This is a genomic window from Streptomyces sp. BK208 (assembly GCF_004364245.1).
Lineage (GTDB): Bacteria > Actinomycetota > Actinomycetes > Streptomycetales > Streptomycetaceae > Streptomyces.
The window spans coordinates 55562-77037 of record NZ_SOAV01000016.1 but is presented as its reverse complement, the minus strand read 5'-3'; the positions used below and the strand labels follow the sequence as shown (position 1 = coordinate 77037).

Sequence of the window (21476 nt, the reverse complement as noted above, 5' to 3'; positions counted from 1 at the left end):
GGCCGAGGCACGTGCGGGTGAGGGTCAGCTCACTTCGGCACGGTGCAGTCGAACGCGTGCAGGTACGGGTTGACCGGGCGGATGTCGTCGATGACGAGGCCCGCTTCGGTCAGCCGGCCGACCATGCTGTCGGTGGTGTGCTTGGCACCGCCGACGTTGAGGAGCAGCAGCAGGTCCATGGCGGTGCTGAACCGCATCGACGGGGTGTCGTCGACGAGGTTCTCGATGACGACGACCCGGGCCCCCGGCCCGCCCGCCTCCATCACGTTGCGCAGGGCGCGGGCCGTGCTGTCGTCGTCCCACTCCAGGATGTTCTTGATGACGTACACGTCGGCCCGCACGGGGATGGCCTCGCGGCAGTCGCCCGGCACGATGCGCACGCGGTCCGCCAGCGCACCGCCCTCGCGCAGCCGGGGGTCGGCGTTCTCCACCACCCGCGGCAGGTCGAGCAGCGTGCCCTGCATGGCCGGGTACTTCTCCAGCAGGCTGGCCACGACGTGCCCCTGGCCGCCGCCGATGTCGGCGACCGAGGTGCTCGCCGACAGGTCGAGGAGCGCGGCGACGTCCTGGGCCGACTGCCGGCTGGACGTCGTCATGGCACGGTTGAACACCTCGGCGGACTGGGGCGCGTCCTCGTTGAGGTAGGTGAAGAACTCCTTGCCGTACAGGCCCTCGACGACGTTGGAGCCGGTGCGCACCGCCTCGTCGAGCAGGGGCCAGGCGTCCCAGGTCCACGGTTCGGTGCACCACAGGGTGATGTTGCGCAGGCTGTGCGGGTCGTCCTCGCGCAGCAGACGGGACATGTCGGTGTGCGCGAACGTCCCGCCCCGCTGCTCGGTGAAGACGCCGTAGCAGGTCAGGGCGCGCAGCAGCCGGCGCAGCGGCTTGGGCTCGGTCTTCACCGCGGCGGCGAGGTCCTCCACGGCCATCGGGGTGTCGCCGAGCGCGTCGGCGACGCCGAGCCGTGCGGCCGCGCGGAGGGCGGCGGCACACGCCGCCCCGAACACGAGCTCCCGCAGGCGCATGGGCGGGGGAGGGGCAGTCTGTGCGGTCGTCATGTGCCGCTGTCCTTCCATGGTCGGTCCAGGGGTGGTCACGGCCTGCTCAGCACAGGCCCGCGGGCTTGGACGCGCCGCAGGTGTTGCCGGCGAAGGTGTTGCTCTTCGCGTTGTCGCCGGTCCCGGCGTCGACGAGGTCGGCCGGGGAGTTCGCGCTCAGCCGGTTGCCCTTGACCTCGTTCTTCGCGTTGGCGGTGCCCACCATGCTCGCGGCCAGGACGATGCCGCCCGACATCGACGACGTGCCCGCGTTGCCCTCGACCGTGTTGTCGGCGACCAGGACCTTCTCGACGCCGGTCAGGACGATGCCCGAGCCCTGGAGGGCCTCCAGGCGCTCGGTCTTCGGGCAGGACCTGTTGTTGCGCACGACGTGGTTGTCGCGCACCACCATGTCGCCGGCCTTGGGCGTGTTCTCGTCGCCGACGACGAAGACGCCCGCGCAGTTGCCCGCGATGTGGTTGTCCTCGACGGCGAGGTTGCGCAGGCGGCGGACGGTGACGCCGATGCGGTTGCCCTCCAGCCGGTTGTGGGCGACGAGGGTGCCCTCGGTGTCGGCGGCGCCTTCCTCGGCCTTGACGGCGTTGGCGAGGAAGATGCCCGCGTCGCCGTTGTCGCGGGCGGTGTTGCCGCGGAAGACGCCGTGCACCGACCGCTCCTGGGCGATGCCCCAGACGCCGTTCTTCACCGCGTTCACGTTGCGGACCGTCAGCCCGTCGGTGGCCATCGAGAACACCCCGGTCTGGGTGAACCCGGTCACCGTCAGGTCGGCCACGGTGACGCCCTTGACGTTCTCGTCCTTCGTGCCGAGCACACAGATGCCGTTGCCACGCCCGGCACAGGTGTCGGCGGCCGCCTTCGCGGTGCCGGGCTGGACGACCGTGCTGCGGCCCGTGCCCCGCAGGGTGAGGTCCGGAGTGCTCACCGTGACGCTCTCGCGGTAGACACCGGGGGTGACGAGGACGGTGTCGCCCGAGTGGGCGGCGTCCACCGCCTTCTGGATGGATTCTCCGGGGTGGACCACGTGGGTCAGGGGGACGGAGGACGCCGGAGCCGCTGCGAGCCCCGTTCCGATCATCGCTGCAGTGCACACCAGGTACACGACATGGCAGTTCTTCATATTCCGCAAGGTATGCCGGAAATATGCCCGGACAGCTGGGATGAGCCATCCGACGGCGTGTCATGAACGGGCGCTGAACCGGTAGTTCCTGGGCACAAGGCGTATGTGATCTTCATACCGGCTCCAGGGGAGGAACGACCGACGTGACCGTGCCCGAGCACCCTGTCCGCAACCCACGTGCGGGGCGCCGCTTCGACCTGCGGGCGACCACCGTGACCTTCGGCATCGCCGCCATCGCCCTGGTGCTGTCGGGTTGGGTCGTCCGCATGGCGTTCGACGTGGCGCGGCAACGGCCGGCCTGGGTGTTCGTCCTGGCGGTCGGCGCGGTCACCGCCGTCCTCCTGCGCCGGCGCGCGCGCAGCCGGAAGGCCGCCGGACCGGCGGCCTTCCGCACCGCGGACGCCCTGGCGGCGGCCACGGCGACGACGCTGGAGGAGCTGGAGGAGGGGCGGGCGGCCGGACGGGCCGAGTACGTGCGCGCCGAGGAGACCACGCTGGTCGTCCCCGCCGCTCAGGACGCCGTCGCGCCCGAGGAGCTCACCCCCGACGAGTTCGAGGAGGCGATAGCGGACCTGTGCCGGCGCGACGGCTGCGCCGAGGTGGAGGTCGTCGGCGGGGCGGGCGACCTCGGCGCCGACGTGCTGGCGGTGGCTCCCGACGGCCGGCGGATCGTCATCCAGTGCAAGCGCTACAGCGAGGACAACAAGGTCGGCTCGCAGGACCTCCAGCGCTTCGGCGGCACCTGCTACACCGTGCACGAGGCCGACGTGGCGGTCCTCGTCACCAGCGCCGGTTTCACCGCACCGGCCGCCGACTACGCCGAACGGTGCGGAATAGTCTGCGTGGACGGGGAGCGGCTGCGTGACTGGTGCGAGGCCGGTGGACCGGCGCCCTGGGAACTGCCCGGCCCGGAGCGGGACGGGACGGAGCCCACGGTCGAGCTGTCGTGGTGAGCCGGGCGGCCCGTCGACCCGCGGTCGGCGGGTGGAGCGGGGTTTCGACGCCGCACGATGGCAACCTGAACGGCATGGGCAAGACCGCGCTGATCGTCATCGACATGATCAACACCTATGACCACAAGGACGCCGAGTTCCTGATCCCCGCCGTGGAGGCCGTGCTGCCGAACGTGACCGGCCTGCTGGACCGGGCGAGGCGGCAGGGCGTCCCCGTGATCTACGTCAACGACAACTTCGGGGAGTGGCGCTCGCACCACGGTGAGATCCTCGACAAGGCCCTCTCGGGTCCGCACTCCCGGCTCGTCGAGCCGCTGAAGCCCGACGACGCCTCTCTGTTCGTGGTCAAGGCACGCCACTCGGTCTTCTTCGAGACGCCGCTGACCTACCTGCTCCACCAGCAGGGAATCGAGCGGCTCGTGATGTGCGGTCAGGTGACCGAGCAGTGCGTGCTCTACTCGGCGCTCGACGCGCACATCCGGCATCTGCAGGTGATCGTGCCGCGCGACGCGGTGGCCCACATCCACGCCGACCTGGCGGACGCGGCACTGCGCATGATGGAGCGGAACATGGGCGCCCGGGTGTGCGACAGCGGCGAGTTGTGGACCTGAGTCGCCGTGCCGTGAGCGGGAGGGTGCGGGGCCGTCAGGTCCGCAGGCTGCGTACCGGCAGCACGACCTGCGCCGCCGTGGAGAGCGTGTCCTCGTCGTTGGCGAAGGCGGCGACCGCCTCCCCGTCGCCGGGCTCGCCGCCGGACCAGGGGCGGGTGGCGAAGATCAGGCAGGCGTAACCCCGTTCGTCCACCGCCGCCCGCCACTGCGGGGTGGGGACGAACTGGGCGTTGACGCCGGGCATGGTGAGGGCGGCCGCGCCCGGTACGACGAGCAGGCCGACCGGCAGGGCGGGCAGGACGGTGGCGTCCACGACGCTGTCGCCGCCCACGGAGAGTCCGGAACGGCTCAGCAGCCCCTCGACGGCGGCCGGGGTCGCCTCGGGGCCGCCTGCTCCGTCGCCGAGGGAGCAGGCGAGGAGGAAGGGGACGTCGCCGTCGGGCGTTTCACGGCTCCAGGACATGATGACGAGCGTGCCGAGGTCGGCGGTGCGCAGGGGGCGCGGGGCAGTGGAGATCGAGGTCACCGCGAAACCGTAAGCGCGCGGGCAGCCGCGCCCGCCCGGCCGTCACCCGACTGGCCGACACTCTCGCGGTTCTTCACACGAACGAGGCATGCCCGCCCGCCCGTCAGTGCTGCGACAGCCGGCCGCGGATGTCGTCGAAGTGCCGGTGGACGGCCGTCTCCGCCGCCTCCGCGTCACCCGCGCGCACGGCGTCGACGATCCTGGCGTGCATCCGGGCCAGTTCCGCGCCGTCGGCCGCCGAGCCGATGTCCCTGGCCTGGGCCCGCACCCGGTGGAAGGCGCTCCAGAAGGCGTCGAGCACCTCGCTGAGCAGGTCGTTGTCCAGCGAGCGGTGCAGCACCCGGTGGAAGGCGCGGTCGGTGCCGGCTGCGATCTCGCCCGTCTCGCGCACCTCCCTGTGCATCGTCTCCACCAGCGCGTCCAGCTCGGTCAGGTCCCCTTCGGGAAGCCGGCCGGCCAGCCGGTGCATGAGCCCCGCCTCCAGTGCCTCGCGCAGCTGCAGCAGTTCGAGCAGACTGCCCCGGCCCCTGCGGTGCCCGACCACCGTGCGGAACGCCATGGCCTCGGTCATCGGCTCCAGCGACATGGTCCCCACGTAGGTCCCGAAGCCCCGCCGGATCTCGACGATGTGCATGGCCTGGAGGGACTTGAGGGCCTCCCGCAGCGAGTTGCGGCTGACGCCGAAACGCTCCATCAGCTCCGTCTCGGTGGGCAGCGGATCCCCGGGGCCGAGGCCCTGCTCGACGATCAGCTCCTTGATCCTCTCCTCGGCGTCGGCGGCGACCGAGCGCATGTGACGTCCCCTCTCGACCCTTGACATTCCCTGCGTCGTCATGTGTGACTCTAACAGGACATGGGACATCCTACGTCCCCCGTCACCTGGGCGCCGGCATGCTGCTGCCCGCCGCCGCCCCGGAACGCACCACCGCACCACCTGGAGTTGCCGCATGCCCTTCCCCACGCCGCTGCACGGCGTCGTCCCCCCGGTCATCACTCCCCTCACCCCGGTGGGGGAGGTGGACACCGCCTCGGTACGCCGGCTCACCGAGCACCTCGTCACCGCCGGTGTGCACGGCCTGTTCCTGCTGGGTTCCAGCGGCGAGGCGGCCTACCTCACCGACGCCCAGCGGCTGACCGCCCTGGAGGCCGCCGTGGACGCCGCGGCGGGCCGCGTCCCGGTCCTCGCCGGGGTCATCGAGACCACCACGGCCCGGGTCCTGGACCGGGCGGCCGACGCGGTCCGGGCGGGCGCCGACGCGCTCGTGGCCACGGCGCCTTTCTACACCCGCACCCACCCCGTGGAGATCGCCGACCACTTCCGCCGCCTCCGCGAGAGCGTCGGCCTGCCGCTGTTCGCCTACGACATCCCGGTCGCCGTGCACACCAAGCTGCCCCGCGACGTCGTCCTCGGCCTGGCCGGTGACGGCACCCTCGCCGGGCTCAAGGACTCCAGCGGCGACGAGGGGTCCCTGCGCCGGCTGCTGGTCGAACTGCGCCGCCGCACACCCGGTTTCACCGTGCTGACGGGCTCCGAACTCACCGTCGACGGCGCGCTGCTCGCCGGCGCCGACGGCGTCGTGCCCGGCCTCGGCAACGTCGACGCCCACGGCTACGTACGCCTCTACGAGGCCGCCCGGGCCGGCGACTGGGCCACAGCCCGGGCCGAACAGGACCGGCTCGCCGCCCTGTTCGCCCTCACCGACGCGGGCGACCCCGCCCTGATGGGCGGCAGCTCCAGCGCGCTCGGCGCCTTCAAGGCAGCGGCGCATCTGCTGGGCCTCATCGACTGCCCCGCCACCGCCGCGCCGCAGGTGCCGCTCGACGCCCCGGCCGTGGCCCGCGTCCGTGACCGGCTCGTCGAGGCCGGACTCCTGTGACCCGAGGGCCGGGCCGGTGACCGCCGGCCCGGCCCCGTCCGAGTCCCCCCGCTGCACCCCGTCCCCGACGCGCGTCCTCCCACCCGCATAGGATCGTCATGTCATCTGCGCGCACCACCCCGACCTCCCCGCCCTGGTACCGCGAGATCGGCCGGCAGAAGTGGAAGTCCTTCTTCGCCGCCTGGATCGGCTACTTCCTCGACGGCTTCGACTTCGTCCTCATCACCCTGGTACTGACCGAGATCGCCGACGACTTCGGGCTGTCGGCCGTCGAGTCCGCCAGCCTCGTCTCCGGAGCCTTCATCACCCGCTGGCTCGGCGGTGCCGTGCTCGGCGCGCTCGGCGACCGGTTCGGCCGCAAGAGCGCCATGGTGGCCAGCATCCTGCTGTACTCGGTCGGTACCTTCGCCTGCGGCTTCGCCTGGGACTACACCAGCCTGTTCACCGCCCGCCTGCTCATCGGCATGGGCATGGCCGGCGAGTACAGCGCCAGCGCCACCTACGTCCTGGAGAGCTGGCCCGCCCGGCTGCGCAACCGCGCCTCCGGGTTTCTCATCTCCGGCTTCTCGCTCGGCGGCGTCCTGGCGGCCGAGGTCTACGAACACGTGGTGCCGGGGCACGGCTGGCGGTGGCTGTTCTACATCGGCCTGTTCCCCGTCGTCGTCGCGCTGTGGGTACGCCGGGCGCTGCCCGAGGCCGACGACTGGGAGGCACGGGTGGGGGCGACCGGTGAACGGCCCAACCCCTTCCGGCCGCTGTTCGCCGGCCGTCGGCGGGCGACGGTCAACACGGTGCTCGCGGTCGTCGCCACGGGCTCGCTGTTCGCGGTGTTCACCCCGCTCGGCGCGGGCGCGGTGCCCGTCCTGTCCGTGCTGGCGGCGGCCTGTCTGGTCGCCTTCGCGGTGCAACTGGGCGGCCGCAAGCGATGGGTGCTGTTCCTCGCGCTGTGCGTCACCGTGTTCTGCGCCTTCCTCTACAGCTGGCCGGTCCAGGCGCTGCTGCCCACCTACCTCAAGACCGAGCTGGGCTTCACCCCTGCTCAGGTCAGCGACGCGCTCTACTACGCCGGGTTCGGCACGATGGCGGGCTGCATCGTCACCGGCTTCCTCGGCGACCGGTTCGGCACCCGCAGGGCGTACGCCTGCACCCTGCTGGTCGGCGTCGCCTTCGTCTTCCCCGTCTTCGCCATCCGGGACAGCCAACTCCAGCTCGGCGTCCTGCTCTTCCTGATGCTCGCCTGCATGCAGGGCATCTCCGGGCTGCTGCCCAAGTTCATCGCCGGGCACTTCCCGACCGAGACCCGGGCGGCGTCGCTGGGCTTCACCTACAACGTCGGCGCGCTGGGCGGTGCCGTCGCCCCGGTGCTCGGGGCCAGGCTGGCGTCGACCATGTCCCTGGGCCAGTCGCTGGCGGTGCTGACGTTCTCGCTGACCCTCGTGGTGATCGTGCTGATCGGCTTCGACGTCCCGAGCCGGCTCAACCGGCTGGTCGACAAGGACGCCGTCCCGGACTACCTCGCCGCCCGACCGGCCGTGCCGGACGGGCCGGGACGCGCACGGTCGAGGCCCTGAGAGGGGACGCGGCGGGGTGCGGTTCGTGCTCCGACTGGCCCAAGGAGCGCTGTTCGCCGCGGCGATGGGCGGTCTCCTGGTGTAACAGTCGTTTTATGATCTGTAGACGAAATGATCGTCAGAGCGACGTGCGCAGTTCGCGTGGCAGGATCCGCATCGCCGCGGTGACCCTGGTCGCCGCCACCGCCCTCGGCAACGCCGCCACCGCGGTGGCCGCTCCGTCGGCGCCCCTGCGCACCGACTGGGACGCCATCGCCGCGTGCGAGTCCAGCGGCAACTGGCAGGCGAACACCGGCAACGGCTACTACGGCGGCCTGCAGTTCGCACGGTCGAGCTGGATCGCCGCGGGCGGCCTCGAGTACGCCCCGCGCGCGGACCTCGCCAGCCGCGCCGAGCAGATCGCCGTGGCCGAGCGGCTGGCCCGCATGCAGGGGATGTCCGCCTGGGGCTGCGCCTGACCGCGGCCGAGCAGGCACCCGTCCGCGCGGGGTCGACCGGGGTGACCCGTGGGTGTGCACGTGCCGCCGGTCCGCGCACGTCCCGTCTTCCCCGGGGCCGTGGACGGGCGGTCCCCGGCCGGGGAGCCGAGCGGCGGACCCGGACGTTGCCTGCGCCGCTGCGCCCGGGATCGCCTCGCCCCGGCCGGGCGCGGGTCAGGGACCGAGGACGCGGCGTCCCGCATAGGCGGACCAGCGGCCGTCGCGCCGGGCCACGGTGATGTCCCGGCCGAAACAGGCGGTCAGCAGGGAGTCGGTCAGGACGTCGTCCACCGCGCCCAGCGACAGGATCCGGCCCTCGCGCAGCAGCAGGGCGTGGCTGACGGCCGGGAACAGCTCCTCCAGATGATGGGTGACCGTCACGGTGGCGAGCCGGGGCCTTCCCTCGGCCAGCTGGTGCATCGCCTCGACGAGGTCCTCGCGGGAGGGCAGGTCCAGGGCGTTGAACGGCTCGTCCAGGAGGAGCAGGGCCGGGTCGGCCATCAGCGCCCGGGCGATCAGGACCCGCGCCCGCTGCCCGCCCGAGCAGACGCCGTACGGCCGGTCGGCCAGCTCCTTGACGCCGAGCTCGGTCAACAGGTCGCGGGCCCGCAGGCGGACCTCGTCGTCGTACGTCCGCCACAGGGGCTGCACGGTGCCGCTGTGGCCGGTGAGCACGACCGCGTGGGCGGTGAGGTCCTGCGGCACCCGCTGGGCGGAGCCGGCGTGTCCGATGCGGGCCCGCAGTTCCCGCACGTCCACCCGGCCGAGCCGGCTGCCGAGGACCTCGACCGTGCCCGTGGTGGGGTGCATCAGGGCGCCGAGCAGCCGCAGCAGTGTGGTCTTCCCCGCGCCGTTGGCCCCGAGCAGCGCCCAGTGCTCGCCCGGCCGGACCGTCCAGTCGACGCCGTCGAGGATCAGCTGGTCCGTGGTGGAGCGGCGCACGCTCACGTCCTGGAGCCGGAGCACGGCCGCCGCGTGCTCCGCCACCCGGGGGGTGGCTGTCTGGCCGGTCATGCCCTGACTCCTTCGCGCGCGGGACACCCTTCGAACGGTCACGGGGAACAGTAGATGTACTCGCCACACGCCTGCCCCGTCGTCCGATACCTGGACGACGGGTCCCGCGCCGACGGGTCCCGCGCCCGCCTCCATGACGACGGAGGCGGGCGCAGGACCGGTGCTGCGGCGGCGGGAGTCAGACGCCCGCCACCGACCGGATCCAGGAGCGGTAGGCGGTCACGTTGGTGTACGCGGTGGTGGTCTGCCGGTCGCTGGTGGAGGCGACGCCCACCTGGACACCGCCGGCCATCATCGGGCCGCCGGAGTCGCCGCCCGCCGTGATGCCGTCACCGGGACGGGCGCATATCGCCTGACCGTTGTAGGCGTCGTAACAGCCCTGCGTGACGCTCATGTTGGCGACCTTGAGGTACTGGGACTGGCAGTTGATCTCCGAGCCGCAGCGGGAGGTCGCCCCCCAGCCGTAGACCTGCACGCTCTGGCCGACCCGTACCGTGCCCGGCTGCCCGAGCTGCGCGTAGCCGGCGGAGACGGAGCGGTCGAGTCGGACCAGGGCGAGGTCGGCCGAGGGGCTGGTGACGGTCTGGACGCCGTTCGCCACCGTGCCGCCGGAGCCCTGGTCGAGGCTGCCGACGCGGAAGGACAGGTTGCCGCCGCTGACGCAGTGCTTGGCGGTGAGGATCCAGGTGGGGGAGATGATGGTCGAGGTGCAGGTCTGGGCGCCGTTCGAGAACAGGCGGGCCGCCCAGGGGGCGTTCTGCGCGTAACCGCCGCCGATGATCGGCTGCGGGCCGCCGTCACCGGGCCGGGGCTCCGCCGCCGAGGCGGCCGGGGCGAGCGTGAGGGCGGACAGCAGGGCGGCCAGGACGGCGGCCAGCAGGGCGGGGACGAGTCTCGTGGTTCGCAAGGCTCCTCGATTCCGACGGACACGCGCCCGGGCGCGTGCTGATGTGTGGGGGCGCCCACAGCATCCCGGGCACGGTCGCCGGCCGAACAATCCCGGCTTCGCATAACACGGTGTTATGCCCGAGGGCCCGGGCGACCGGGGGAACGTCACCGTCGGGGCCCTAGCGGAGCAGCAGTTGCACGAGGGCCATGGTGCCGACCGTCACCACCAGTGTCCGCAGGACCGTGGGGCTGAAGTGGCGGCCCACCTTGGCGCCGACGTATCCGCCGAGGCCCGAACCGACCGCGAGGAGGCCGACGGCAGTCCATTCGAGGTCCGCGGCGAAGACGAAGAAGAGCGCGGCGACGGTGTTGACCACGGCGGCGAGGACGTTCTTGACGCCGTTGAGGCGTTGCAGGGGTTCGTCCAGCAACATGCCCATCAGGGACAGGTAGATGATCCCCTGGGCCGCGGTGAAGTAGCCGCCGTACACACTGGCCAGCGTCAGGCCGGTGAAGAGCAGTGGACCGCCGTCCCGGCGGGGCGAGGCGCCGGTGCGGGCCCGGCGGCGCTGGACCAGCCTGCCGATCTGCGGCTGGAACGCCACCAGCAGCAGGGCGAGCCCCACCAGCACCGGCACGATCGTCTCGAAGGCGTCGGCCGGCAGCGTCAGCAGCAGGGCGGCGCCCGCGAAGCCGCCCACCAGCGCCCCGGAGCCCAGCTTCAGCACGCGCCGGCGCTGGCCCCGCAGCTCCTCGCGGTATCCGATGGCCCCGCTGATGGAGCCGGGGATCAGGCCGAGCGCGTTGGAGACGGTGGCGGTGACCGGTGACAGCCCGGTGGCCAGCAGCACGGGGAAGGTGATCAGGGTGCCCGAGCCGACGACGCTGTTGATGGCGCCGGCCCCGACGCCCGCCGCGAAGACCGCGGCCATGGCCTCCGGCGTCACCCCGTGCCGCCGCGCGCCGGGTGCGCACCCGGCCGGAAGGTGTCTCGTGCGTCTGTCACGGGCCGACTGTACCCACGGCTCCGATCCGTGGGTTCGCCGGTCTCAACCGGTCGTGTACGGACACTTCTTGACGGTAATTCACCTGATCATGCGGTGATACGATCACCGCGTTTGTGAGCGGGCGGATGGGTGAAGGACGGCATCCCCGACGTAACGGACAGCCCGGGCGCTACCCCCGGTGCGGGCAGTCCACCGGGCCGCCCGCACGGACGGGAATCCGGCAAACCGGCTGTCAGTCGCCTGATAGAGAGTCTTATGACGGAATACACAGGGAACCCCTTGCTCTGGGTCGCCCTCGTCGCCCTCGTCGCCGCCGCCGTGCTCGTCAACCGCCAGCGCAAGGCGGCACGGGCGTTGCGACAGCAGATCCAGGGGCTCAGGGATCATTACACCGAGCTGGAGAGCGATTACGACAAGTCCGTACGGGCCGCCCAGGAGCGGGCCGAGGACGAGACGAAGACGGTGCTGAAGTCCGCCATGCGGACCCTTCAGGGCCTCGCCGCCGAACAGCAGCTGGTGCTCTCCCGGCTGCAGAACAAGTACGGAGACTCGGCCCTCCTCCAGGACCTGCTGGAGATCGACCACACCAACTCGCAGTTCGGCCGGCGGGCCCAGTCCATCGCCGTCCTGTGCGACGGGTGGCTCGGCGGGCGCCGCGACACCGCGTCCGTCTACGACGTGGTGCGCAGCGCCCAGGGGCGCATCCGGCACTTCCGCCGGGTGGACATCCTCTCCCAGGTCGACTTCGGCATCACCAGCCGGGCCGTCGAGCCCGTCGCGCTGGCCCTCGCCGAGCTGCTCGACAACGCCACCAGCTACTCGAGCCCGGACACCGTCGTCGAGATCAACATCCGGACGGTGCCCAAGGGCATCTGCGTGGTGGTCGACGACGCTGGTGTCGGCATGAGCGACGAGGAGCGGGCCCGCGCCGACAAGCTGCTCGCCACCGAGCGTGCCTCGGGGGTGGCGGGGCTCGGCAATCCGCCGCAGTTCGGCTTCGCCGTCATCGGCCTGCTGTGCGAACGATTCGGCTTCGAGGTGTCGGTGGACTCCTCCTCTCCCTACGGAGGTGTACGGGCGGTGGTCCTGCTGCCGCACGAACTGCTCACCGCCATGCCGGAGAAGAGGTCCCCCGCACCCGCCCCGGCCACCCGCGGCACGGCCCGGCCGGTCCCGGACGCCGGCGGACCGGAGGCCGCGTCACTCGCCTCCTCCCAGACCGGCGACGGCCTGCCCCGGCGCCGCCGCAAGCGGCCCATGGCCATCGTGCCCGGCAGCGCGTCCGCCCCCCGTGCGGCGGGCCGCTCCGACTCCGAACAGGCGCAGGTCATGGGTGCCTTCCAGCGCGGAACGCAGTCCGGCCGGGTCACCGGAGCGGACAGCCCGGACACCGCCGGCCGGACGAGCGACACACCTGGTGCAAGCAGCGAAGGACATGAGGTCTCGTGAACGACGATCTGTCATGGATGCTCGACAGCGCCCTGGAGATTCCTGGCGCCCTGCACGCCGTCCTGATATCCGCCGACGGCCTGCTGATGGCCCGGACGCAGGACTTCGACAAGGACGACGCCGACCGGGTGGCCGCCGCCATGAGCGGTGTGCAGTCGCTCAGCCGCACCCTCGCCTTCTTCTGTGAGGACCCCGGCCAGGCGTGGCGGCAGACCCTGGTCGAGTTCGACGGCGGCTGGGTGTTCCTGATCTCCGCCGGTGAGGGCGCCTACCTCGGCGTCTCGGCCTCCCCGGAGGTGGACATGGCGGACATCACCTTCCGCATGCAGCAGCTCGTGGCCCAGCTCGGCAAACGGCTGACCACGCCGCCGCGCGAGAACCTGGGTGCCCGCTCATGACCGGCCACGACGGCCGGCAGCCCGAGGCGCCCGAATTAGTACGGCCGTACGTCATCACCAAGGGGCGCGGTCTGCCCGACGAGGACGACCTCTCCCTGATCACCCTGGTCACCGCGGCCGCCGGGCAGCCGCAGCGCCCGGCCCGGCTGTCCCCCGAGGAGCGGAGCCTGCTCGACCTCTGTTCCGCCGGCTACCTCTCGGTCGCCGAGATCGCCGGTCACACCCACTTCCCGCTGGGCGTCGTACGGATCCTGCTGGCCTCCCTCATGGAGGGCGGGCACCTCATGACCCGTCCGCCGGTGGCCCGGGCCCGCCTCGCGGACCGAGAGATCCTGGAGGAGGTGCTCAATGGGCTCCGCGCCAAGTTTGGGTGAGCGGCACTACGTACGCGAGGGAGCGACCCAGACGGCGGTCAAGATCCTCGTCGTCGGCCACTTCGCGGTGGGCAAGACCACCCTCATCGGCTCGATCTCCGAGATCGAGCCGCTGACCACCGAGGAGACGATGACGCAGGCCGCCGAGTCGGTCGACGACCTCAAGGGGGTCCGGGGCAAGACCACCACCACGGTCGCCATGGACTTCGGACGCCTGACCATCAGCGACCGCGTCGTGCTCTACCTCTTCGGCACCCCCGGCCAGCAGCGCTTCGTGCAGATGTGGGAGGACATGGCCCGCGGCGCGCTGGGCGCCCTGGTGCTGGTCGACCCGGAGCGGCTGGCGGACTCCTTCCCGGTGATCGACCTCATCGAGCACTACGGGCTCGAATACGCCATCGCCGTCAACCACTTCGACGGCACACCACTGCGCGACGAGCGGGCGCTGCGCGAGGCGCTCGACCTGCTCGACGACACCCCGGTCGTCACCTGCGACGCCCGCGACGAGAAGTCCTCGGCCGCCGCACTGACCACCCTCGTCCGCTACTTGCTGGACCGCACCCGCCAGGAGCTGGAGACATGAACGCCCCCGACACCGCCCCGGTGCCGCCGCCCGGCTGCCCGGCCCACGGCTCCGGCGCCCGGGTGCCGCTGCACGGGCCCGAGTTCGCCGCCGACCCGCAGGCTTACTACGAGTACCTGCGTCACTACGGGGCCGCGGCCCCCGTCGAACTGGCCCCGGGGGTGGAGGCGACGCTGGTCACGGACTACGCCGCTGCGCTCCAACTGCTGCAGAACTCGGGGACCTTCCGCAAGGACGCACGCCGCTGGCGGGCCTTCAACGAGGGCAAGGTGAGCCCGGACAGCCCGGTCGCGCCGCTGCTGGCCTACCGGCCCAACTGCATGTTCGCCGACGGCGCCGACCACCTCAGGCTGCGCCAGGCGGTCACCGACAGCATGGCGCGGGTCGACGCCCGGCGGCTGAGCCGCAGCACCGAGCAGATCTCCGGCTACCTCATCTCCCAGTTCGGCGCCCGCGGTTCGGCCGACCTGCTCGGGGACTACGCCAAGCAGCTGCCGCTGTTCGTGTTCAACGAACTCTTCGGCTGCCCCGCCGACATCGGCGACCGGGTGCTGTTCGGCATCTCCGGCATGTTCGACGGCGTCAACGCCGAGAAGGCCACCGCGGTGCTGTTCGAAGCGGTGGGGGAACTCGTCGCCCTCAAGCGGCGCAAGCCCGGCGACGACGTCACCTCCTGGCTGATGCGGCACGAGGCGGGGCTGGACGACGAGGAGATGGTCCACCAACTCGCCCTGCTCCTGGGCGCGGGAGCCGAGCCCCTGCGCAACCTCCTGGGCAACACCCTGCACCGGCTCCTCACCCATGAGCGGTACGCCCGCGAGGGCGGCCTGATCGACGAGGCCCTCGACGACACGCTGTGGGAGAACCCGCCCATGGCCAACTACGCCCCGCACTACCCGGCCTCCGACACCGAACTGGCCGGACAGCAGCTCCAGGCGGGCGACCTGGTCCTGGTGAGCTTCGCCGCCGCCAACACCGGTCCGGCGCTGAAGGCGTCCCGCCAGGCCGGGAGCAACCGCGCGCACCTCGCGTGGAGTGCGGGCCCGCATGCCTGCCCGTCGAAGGAACCGGCCCGGCACATCACCGTCACGGCCGTCGAGCACCTGCTCAACGAGCTGCCCGACGTCGAACTGGCCGTGCCCGAGGACAGCCTGACGTGGCGTCCGGGCCCCTTCAACCGGGCGCTGGCCACGCTCCCGGCCCGTTTCACCCCGGTGCGCACCGCACGGCGCGCCGAGCCGGGGCAGCCATCCGCGGCGGCCGAACGGGAGAAGGCGCAGACCGCGGCGCGTCCCGCCGAACACAAGGGCATGTGGAGCCAGTTCCTCAACTGGCTCACACGGTGATCTGCGCAACACCTGCCCAACCCGCCCCTTTCGCATGATGACCGAACGGCACGGGTAGTGAGCAACGCGGTACTCACGTTGCTCACGAGTCAAAGGAGGTGTCGTGGACGACATATCCACGAACGCCGCTTTCCCGGCGCCGAAACCCCCGATACCCGCCCCCCGAGGCGGGTATCGCTTTGTGCGGCTCCGACCGGGGGCGGGCCGGTGACCGCCGCACCGACGGGCCGGGGGCCGCGGCGCACCCCGACGGGCGCGGCCCCGCGGCGCACGCCGACGCTCGGCTCCCTGACCAGCGGTCAGCTGCGAAGACTCGGCGCGGTCGCCGGCCTGTCCCGGGCCGACGCCGAGACCTACGCACAGGTCCTGACCGACTCCCTGGGTCCGGTGGCCGAGCGGCCGCTGAGCCTGCCGCCGCCCACCCGGACCTTCCTGTCCGACGACCACACCCCCGTGGAGTTCTCCCTCTCCTTCCGGCCGGACGCGGCACCCTCGATGCGGGTGCTCGTGGAACCGGGCTGCGGCGCAGACAGCCTGGCTCACAGCGGCCGGGTCGGACTGGAGACGATCCGGGCGATGGCGCGGCGCTGGAACTTCGGCACCGACGTCCTCGACGAGCTCACGGACCTGTTCCTGCCGGCCGCCCCGCAGGGGCCCTTCGCCCTGTGGTGCGCCCTGGAACTCAGGCCCGGCGGCGTTCCCAAGGTCAAGGTCTACCTCAACCCGGCGGCGGGCGGGGAGGAACGTTCCGCCACGACGGTGCGCGAGGCCCTGCACCGGCTCGGTCACGGCCGGGCCTTCGACAGCCTGCCCGCGGGCCGCGGCTACCCGTTCCTCGCCCTGGACCTCGGTGACTGGGCGGAGCCCCGGGCGAAGGTCTACGTCCGCCACGACCACCTCACGGCCGGACAGGCCGGGCGGCTGCCCCGCATGGACCCGGGCCCCGGTCCCGCGGCGGTCGAGGGGTTCTTCCGCACCGCCGCGGGCCCGGGTCCCGACGCGGCGGGGCTCGACGGGCGCCCCGGCCTGTCCTGCCACTCCTTCACCGAACCCGGTGCCGCGCGGCCGAGCGGATTCACCTTGCACATCCCGGTCAGGGACTACGTCCGGCACGACGGGGAGGCGCTGACACGGGCGTCGTGGGTGCTCCGCCACCACGGCATGGACGCCTCCGTGCTCGACCGCGCCGTGGCCGCCCTCACCGAACGGCGGCCCGAGGACGGAGCGGGCCTGATCGCCTACCTGGCCCTGGCCCACCAGCGCGACCAGCCGCCGCGGGTGACGGCGTACCTCTCCTCGGAGGCGTACGCGGTCCGTCCGCCGGCCGCACGGACGGCCCGTCAGCCGCTCGCGGTGTCCTGAACCGACCGCCCGCACGCGACAGGGCCCCCGGTGCGATCCACCGGGAGCCCTGGGCGCGGACGTGACCGGGCGCCCTCGCGGACGACGCGGCGGCGCCCGGCGGGACGGTCACACCGGCAGCGACTCCCGGAACTGAGCCAGGTAGGGGCCCACGTCGACCTGGATCGAGGCGCCCGCGGTCCGGCCGTAACGCTGGACGATGCCGGCGAGGTAGGTGCCGACCTCCTCGCGCATCTCCTTGACCGGGGGCAGGGCGGCGGCGCCGTCGATCAGGCGGGCCACCCACTCCGATTGCGCCTCCACCAGCCGGGTGATCGCGCCCACGGGGCGCACCAGCCCGACGAAGTACAGCCCGGGCCGCCCGGCCGGGACCACCCGCCGGTACAGCTCGACGGAGCCGTCGGCCGCGACCGGGCAGCCGGCGGGCAGGAACGGGAAGGTCATGTGGAAGCCGGTGCAGTAGACGACCGCGTCGGCCGCCTCGGCGCTGCCGTCCGTGAACACGACCCGGTCCCCGTCGAAGGAGGCGATGGCGGGCTTCGGGATCACCGCGCCGTGCCGGATCCGGCTGAGGATCTCGTCCGACAGGGTCGTCGCGGACGAGAAGACCGGGTGGTCGGGCTCGGGCAGGCCGTAGTCCGACAGCCTGCCGCGCGCGACCAGCAGGGCCTGCTCCACCCATCGGCGCCGCTCGGCGAAGGACATCTCGTTCCACCAGGGGGCCTCGGCGATCTCGTCGACCGACATCCCGAAGAGCTGCTTGGGCACGACGTGCAGTCCCCGGCGCACCGACAGCAAGGTGCGCTCCGCGTGCCGGGAGAGGTCGGCCGCGATGTCCACCGCCGACGCACCGAGGCCCACCACGACCACGCGCCGGCCGGCGAAGTCGCCGCCGTCGCGGTAGTCGAGGGAGTGCAGAATCGTTCCGGTGAAGGAGTCGGCGCCGGACGGCAGGGGATCGGGCAGGGCGGGGTCGGTGTGGTGCCCCGAGGCGACGACCACCTGCTCGAACCGCCGCGCGCTCTCCACGCCGTCCGCGTCCCGGCTCACGACACTCCACGTGCCGTCCGCGTCCTGCCGGACCGACACCACCTCGGTCCGCAGCTCCACGTGGTCGAGCAGGCCCGCCCACTCGGCGAAGGACCGCAGGTAGGCGGCGACCTGACTGTGCCGGGGGTAGAGCGGATAGGAGGACGGCATCGGGAAGTCCGCGTACCCCGTCAGCTGCTTGGCGGTGTTCAGGTGCAGGGTCCGGTAACCCGGGCCGCGCTCGCCCGCGCCGGGCTGGCGCCAGATCCCGCCGACGTCGGGTGCCTTCTCCAGGCAGACGAAGGAGATGCCGCGCTCCTTCAGGGCACGGCCCACCGCCAGCCCCGACAGGCCTGCACCGATCACACACACACGCACGGGATGTCCCCCCAGGATGTCCTCAGCCTCCCCCGATCACGCACTTCCTGCCCATCCGCAACTGCGCGCACACCGGTACGACCCGGGGAGCGGGGTGTCGGTGATCACGTTTCACGCGCCCCGCTGGTCCCACACCCGGCGGATCTTGCCGAGCGAGCGCTCCAGCGTCTCCGGCTCGACGACCTCCACCTCCACGCTGACGCCCACACCGTCCTTGACGCCCTGTCCGATCGCCCTCGCGGCGGCCGCGCGCTGCTCGGGACCGGCATCGGGGCGGGCCTCGACGCGTACGGTCATGTGGTCCATGCGGCCGCGTTCGGTGAGCCGGATCTGGAAGTGCGGGGCGACGCCGGGAGTCCGCAGCACGATCTCCTCGACCTGGGTGGGGAAGACGTTCACCCCGCGCAGGATGATCATGTCGTCGCAGCGGCCGGTGACCTTCTGCATCCGGCGGAAAGCGGGACGCGCGGTGCCGGGCAGCAGCCGGGTCAGGTCGCGCGTGCGGTAACGGATGACCGGGAGCGCCTCCTTGGTGAGCGAGGTGAAGACGACCTCCCCCTCCTCTCCCTCGGGCAGCACGGCGTCCGTGAGCGGGTCCACCACCTCGGGGTAGAAGTGGTCCTCCCAGATGTGCAGCCCGTCCTTGGTCTCGACGCACTCCTGGGCCACACCGGGGCCGATCACCTCGGACAGGCCGTAGATGTCGACGGCGTGGATGTCCATGCGCTCCTCGATCTCGCGCCGCATCTCCTCGGTCCACGGCTCGGCTCCGAAGACGCCGACCTCCAGGGAGGTGCCGCGCGGATCGACGCCCTGCCGCTCGAACTCGTCGAGCAGGGTGAGCATGTAGGAGGGGGTCACCATGATGATCTCGGGCCGGAAGTCCTGGATGATCTGCACCTGGCGTGCGGTCATGCCGCCGGAGGCCGGGATCACCGTGCACCCGGCGCGCTCGGCGCCGTAGTGCGCGCCGAGTCCGCCGGTGAACAGGCCGTAGCCGTAGGAGATGTGCACCTTGTGGCCGGGGCGGCCGCCGGCGGCGCGGATCGAACGGGCTATGACGTCCGCCCACATGGACAGGTCGTCGTCCGTGTATCCGACGACGGTGGCGCGGCCGGTGGTGCCGCTGGAGGCGTGCACGCGCCGCACGTCGGACATCGGCACGGCGAACATCCCGAAGGGATAGGTGTCCCGCAGGTCCGCCTTGGTGGTGAAGGGGAACCTGGACAGGTCCGCGAGGCTGCGGCAGTCCTCGGGCGTGACTCCGGCGGCGTCGAACTTCTCGCGGTACAGCTCCACGTTGTCGTAGGCGTGCCGCAGGGTCGCGCGCAGGCGGTCGAGCTGGAGCTCCCGGAGCTGCTCACGGGTCAGGCGCTCGGCCTCGTCCCGGAGGTCATGGGGGAGGGGCGCGCCCCGCCGGGGTGCCGGGGCCGCCCCGCTCGTCGGCTCGCTGCTGCTCATCGCGACTCCTTCGTCGTCGTGCCCGGCGTCTCGCGCGCCGTGTCTTCCCGCGCGCCGCGGCCCGGCCCGTCCGCCGGTGCGCCGGGGCCGCCCTCGCCGGCCTCGGCGGGGCCGCGACCGCCGCCGCCGGCCCGCACGCTGCGGCTGCGGCCGCGGAACTCCGCGATCAGTTCCTCGCCGCGCCGCACGCTCACGTCGTAGATCCCGCTGCGTCCGTAGCGGGAGCGCTCCTCGGCGCGGGCGACGAGCACGTCGCCCTCGTGCGCGGGGGCGACGAAGACGATGTCGGCGCCGGACGCGACGGTCACCGGACCGTGGCTGTTGCAGGCGCAGGCGAAGGCGGTGTCGGCCAGCAGGAACAGGAAGCCGCCGTGGGCGATCCCATGTCCGTTCACCATCGCCGGGGTCACGGTCATGCGGAGCACGGCCGTCCCCTCGCCGTGCTCGACCAGCTCGATGCCCAGCCCTCGGGAGGCCCGGTCCGCGGCGAACATCACCTCCGTGGGGGTCCGCCCAGTGGCCTGTGTCAACCTGCCCACCACCCTGTCTCCCGACCGACCATTCGGTTAGCTCGCGGCGGGGCCACGTTATCCAGCCGTGCCGCGGCGCTGTCAAGAGTGTGACCGGCGGTTCCCGGCTCTTGCCCGGCGCGCGGAAACCGGTCACACTGGTACCGAACGAATGGTCGGTTGGGAAGCTGGTGACGATGACCACGACACACGCCGAGGCCCCGCCCCCGGAGGCGCCGGACGGGCTCCAGGCGCACTTCGACGCGACGATCGCGCGCGACCAGCGGGTCGAGCCGCGGGACTGGATGCCCGACGGCTACCGCAAGACGCTGATCCGGCAGATCGCGCAGCACGCGCACTCGGAGATCATCGGCATGCAGCCCGAGGGTGAGTGGATCACCCGGGCCCCGTCGCTGCGGCGCAAGGCGATCCTGTTCGCCAAGGTCCAGGACGAGGCCGGGCACGGGCTGTACCTGTACTCGGCGGCCGAGACGCTCGGCGCGGACCGTGACGACCTCACGGAGCGGCTGATCGAGGGACGTCAGAAGTACTCGTCGATCTTCAACTACCCGACCCTCAGCTTCGCCGACGTCGGCGTGATCGGCTGGTTCGTGGACGGCGCCGCGATCTGCAACCAGGTGCCGCTGTGCCGCAGCTCCTACGGGCCCTACGCGCGCGCGATGGTGCGCATCTGCAAGGAGGAGTCCTTCCACCAGCGGCAGGGGTACGAGCTGCTGATGACGATGATGCGCGGCACCGAAGCCCAGCGCGAGATGGTCCAGGACGCGGTGAACCGCTGGTGGTGGCCGTCCCTGATGATGTTCGGCCCGCCCGACGACGCGTCGCCCAACTCGGCGCGCTCCATGGCCTGGAAGATCAAGCGGCACAGCAACGACGAACTGCGCCGTCGCTTCGTCGACATGACCGTCCCGCAGGCCGAGAAGCTCGGCGTCATCCTGCCCGACCCGGAGCTGCGCTGGAACGAGGAGACGGGCCACCACGACTTCGGCACCCCCGACTGGGACGAGCTGATGCGGGTCATCAAGGGCGACGGCCCGTGCAACGAGCAGCGGACGCGGCGGCGGCGGACCGCACACGAGGAGGGCGCCTGGGTGCGCGAGGCGGCCTCCGCCCACGCCGCCAAGCAGGCCGCCCGCGCGCGGAAGGGAGCGGCGGCATGACCCCCGAGCAGTCCGGCCGGCGGGGCTGGCCGCTGTACGAGGTGTTCGTGCGCGGCAAGCGCGGCCTCAACCACGTCCACGTCGGCTCGCTGCACGCCGCCGACGACGCCATGGCCCTCACCCACGCCCGCGACCTCTACACCCGGCGCAACGAGGGCGTGAGCATCTGGGTGGTGCGCTCCGAGCACATCGCCGCCTCCACCCGCGACGAGAAGGACCCCTTCTTCGCGCCCAGCGCCGACAAGGTCTACCGCCACCCGACCTTCTACGACATCCCCGACGACGTCCTCCACATCTAGGAGCAG

22 protein-coding genes and 1 pseudogene are annotated in these 21476 nt (G+C 72.2%); 13 read left to right on the top strand and 10 right to left on the bottom strand.

The annotated features are described in order from the left end of the window. Positions 1 to 29: 29 nt before the first annotated feature. Together EV562_RS31550 and EV562_RS31545 are read right to left on the bottom strand one after the other, a co-directional pair. Complete coding sequence (locus EV562_RS31550) at positions 30 to 1058, bottom strand: methyltransferase (RefSeq protein WP_133890275.1); 1029 nt, start codon at positions 1056 to 1058, stop codon at positions 30 to 32. A gap of 46 nt (positions 1059 to 1104) precedes the next feature. Next, on the bottom strand, positions 1105 to 2175 hold the full coding sequence (locus EV562_RS31545; protein ID WP_133890274.1) for a right-handed parallel beta-helix repeat-containing protein: 1071 nt from the start codon (positions 2173 to 2175) through the stop codon (positions 1105 to 1107). Between the two features lie 143 nt (positions 2176 to 2318). Between EV562_RS31545 and EV562_RS31540 the strand changes: the two genes are divergently transcribed. Beyond that, entirely contained in the window at positions 2319 to 3128 is an 810-nt protein-coding gene (locus EV562_RS31540; protein WP_133890273.1) for a restriction endonuclease, read from the top strand. A gap of 74 nt (positions 3129 to 3202) precedes the next feature. Then, positions 3203 to 3739 carry an isochorismatase family cysteine hydrolase gene (locus EV562_RS31535; protein ID WP_133890272.1) on the top strand — a complete coding sequence of 179 codons (537 nt, stop codon included), beginning with the start codon at positions 3203 to 3205 and terminating at the stop codon, positions 3737 to 3739. A 34-nt stretch (positions 3740 to 3773) separates the two neighbouring features. Here the strand turns inward: EV562_RS31535 and EV562_RS31530 are convergent, their stop codons facing one another. After that, on the bottom strand, positions 3774 to 4265 hold the full coding sequence (locus tag EV562_RS31530; protein WP_133890271.1) for a DUF5949 family protein: 492 nt from the start codon (positions 4263 to 4265) through the stop codon (positions 3774 to 3776). Positions 4266 to 4368: 103 nt separating this feature from the next. Beyond that, complete coding sequence (locus EV562_RS31525) at positions 4369 to 5058, bottom strand: FadR/GntR family transcriptional regulator (protein ID WP_133890270.1); 690 nt, start codon at positions 5056 to 5058, stop codon at positions 4369 to 4371. A 154-nt stretch (positions 5059 to 5212) separates the two neighbouring features. Here EV562_RS31525 and EV562_RS31520 point away from each other — a divergent pair, with 154 nt between their 5' ends. The 3 genes from EV562_RS31520 to EV562_RS31510 all read left to right on the top strand — a co-directional run bounded on the left by EV562_RS31520 (position 5213) and on the right by EV562_RS31510 (position 8171). Then, positions 5213 to 6142 (top strand): dihydrodipicolinate synthase family protein, encoded by a 930-nt coding sequence (locus EV562_RS31520; protein WP_133890269.1) that lies wholly within the window; start codon positions 5213 to 5215, stop codon positions 6140 to 6142. A 98-nt stretch (positions 6143 to 6240) separates the two neighbouring features. Beyond that, complete coding sequence (locus EV562_RS31515; RefSeq protein WP_133890268.1) at positions 6241 to 7713, top strand: sialate:H+ symport family MFS transporter; 1473 nt, start codon at positions 6241 to 6243, stop codon at positions 7711 to 7713. 95 nt (positions 7714 to 7808) lie between these two features. Next, positions 7809 to 8171 (top strand): transglycosylase family protein, encoded by a 363-nt coding sequence (locus EV562_RS31510; protein WP_133890267.1) that lies wholly within the window; start codon positions 7809 to 7811, stop codon positions 8169 to 8171. A 195-nt stretch (positions 8172 to 8366) separates the two neighbouring features. Here EV562_RS31510 and EV562_RS31505 read toward each other — a convergent pair whose 3' ends face one another. The 3 genes from EV562_RS31505 to EV562_RS31495 form a co-directional block, all read right to left on the bottom strand. Then, complete coding sequence (locus EV562_RS31505; protein ID WP_133890266.1) at positions 8367 to 9206, bottom strand: ATP-binding cassette domain-containing protein; 840 nt, start codon at positions 9204 to 9206, stop codon at positions 8367 to 8369. 178 nt (positions 9207 to 9384) lie between these two features. After that, positions 9385 to 10113: a trypsin-like serine protease gene (locus EV562_RS31500; RefSeq protein ID WP_166662089.1), complete on the bottom strand. Its 729-nt coding sequence runs from the start codon at positions 10111 to 10113 to the stop codon at positions 9385 to 9387. A 160-nt stretch (positions 10114 to 10273) separates the two neighbouring features. After that, positions 10274 to 11026 (bottom strand): sulfite exporter TauE/SafE family protein, encoded by a 753-nt coding sequence (locus EV562_RS31495; protein WP_208298464.1) that lies wholly within the window; start codon positions 11024 to 11026, stop codon positions 10274 to 10276. Between the two features lie 330 nt (positions 11027 to 11356). On the opposite strand from EV562_RS31495, the gene EV562_RS31490 reads away from it, so the two are divergent. From EV562_RS31490 to EV562_RS31465, 6 genes are all read left to right on the top strand, one after another. Beyond that, positions 11357 to 12550 carry an ATP-binding protein gene (locus tag EV562_RS31490; RefSeq protein ID WP_133890264.1) on the top strand — a complete coding sequence of 398 codons (1194 nt, stop codon included), beginning with the start codon at positions 11357 to 11359 and terminating at the stop codon, positions 12548 to 12550. Beyond that, positions 12547 to 12948 carry a roadblock/LC7 domain-containing protein gene (locus tag EV562_RS31485; RefSeq protein WP_133890263.1) on the top strand — a complete coding sequence of 134 codons (402 nt, stop codon included), beginning with the start codon at positions 12547 to 12549 and terminating at the stop codon, positions 12946 to 12948. Before EV562_RS31490 ends, EV562_RS31485 begins: the two co-directional genes overlap by 4 nt. Then, a complete protein-coding gene (locus tag EV562_RS31480; RefSeq protein ID WP_133890262.1) occupies positions 12945 to 13322 on the top strand; it encodes a DUF742 domain-containing protein in 378 nt (125 codons plus the stop codon). The genes EV562_RS31485 and EV562_RS31480 overlap by 4 nt, the downstream gene beginning before the upstream one ends. After that, the gene (locus EV562_RS31475) at positions 13297 to 13905 is read left to right on the top strand and encodes an ATP/GTP-binding protein (RefSeq protein ID WP_133890261.1); all 609 of its coding nucleotides are present in this window, start codon (positions 13297 to 13299) and stop codon (positions 13903 to 13905) included. The genes EV562_RS31480 and EV562_RS31475 overlap by 26 nt, the downstream gene beginning before the upstream one ends. After that, entirely contained in the window at positions 13902 to 15251 is a 1350-nt protein-coding gene (locus EV562_RS31470) for a cytochrome P450 (RefSeq protein WP_133890260.1), read from the top strand. Before EV562_RS31475 ends, EV562_RS31470 begins: the two co-directional genes overlap by 4 nt. Positions 15252 to 15539: 288 nt before the next feature. Next, a complete protein-coding gene (locus EV562_RS31465) occupies positions 15540 to 16613 on the top strand; it encodes a tryptophan dimethylallyltransferase family protein (RefSeq protein ID WP_243860293.1) in 1074 nt (357 codons plus the stop codon). Between the two features lie 108 nt (positions 16614 to 16721). Here the strand turns inward: EV562_RS31465 and EV562_RS31460 are convergent, their stop codons facing one another. The 3 genes and pseudogenes from EV562_RS31460 to paaI all read right to left on the bottom strand — a co-directional run. Further along, the gene (locus EV562_RS31460) at positions 16722 to 18020 is read right to left on the bottom strand and encodes an NAD(P)-binding domain-containing protein (protein WP_133890258.1); all 1299 of its coding nucleotides are present in this window, start codon (positions 18018 to 18020) and stop codon (positions 16722 to 16724) included. A 111-nt stretch (positions 18021 to 18131) separates the two neighbouring features. Continuing rightward, positions 18132 to 19481: a phenylacetate--CoA ligase PaaK gene (paaK, locus tag EV562_RS31455; protein WP_133890257.1), complete on the bottom strand. Its 1350-nt coding sequence runs from the start codon at positions 19479 to 19481 to the stop codon at positions 18132 to 18134. Between the two features lie 134 nt (positions 19482 to 19615). Beyond that, a pseudogene (paaI, locus tag EV562_RS31450) lies at positions 19616 to 20011 on the bottom strand (hydroxyphenylacetyl-CoA thioesterase PaaI); the annotation flags it as partial. A gap of 176 nt (positions 20012 to 20187) precedes the next feature. Here paaI and paaA point away from each other — a divergent pair. Further along, a complete protein-coding gene (paaA, locus tag EV562_RS31445; RefSeq protein WP_133890255.1) occupies positions 20188 to 21171 on the top strand; it encodes a 1,2-phenylacetyl-CoA epoxidase subunit PaaA in 984 nt (327 codons plus the stop codon). Next, a complete protein-coding gene (paaB, locus tag EV562_RS31440) occupies positions 21168 to 21470 on the top strand; it encodes a 1,2-phenylacetyl-CoA epoxidase subunit PaaB (RefSeq protein WP_133890254.1) in 303 nt (100 codons plus the stop codon). The genes paaA and paaB overlap by 4 nt, the downstream gene beginning before the upstream one ends. Positions 21471 to 21476: the final 6 nt, after the last annotated feature.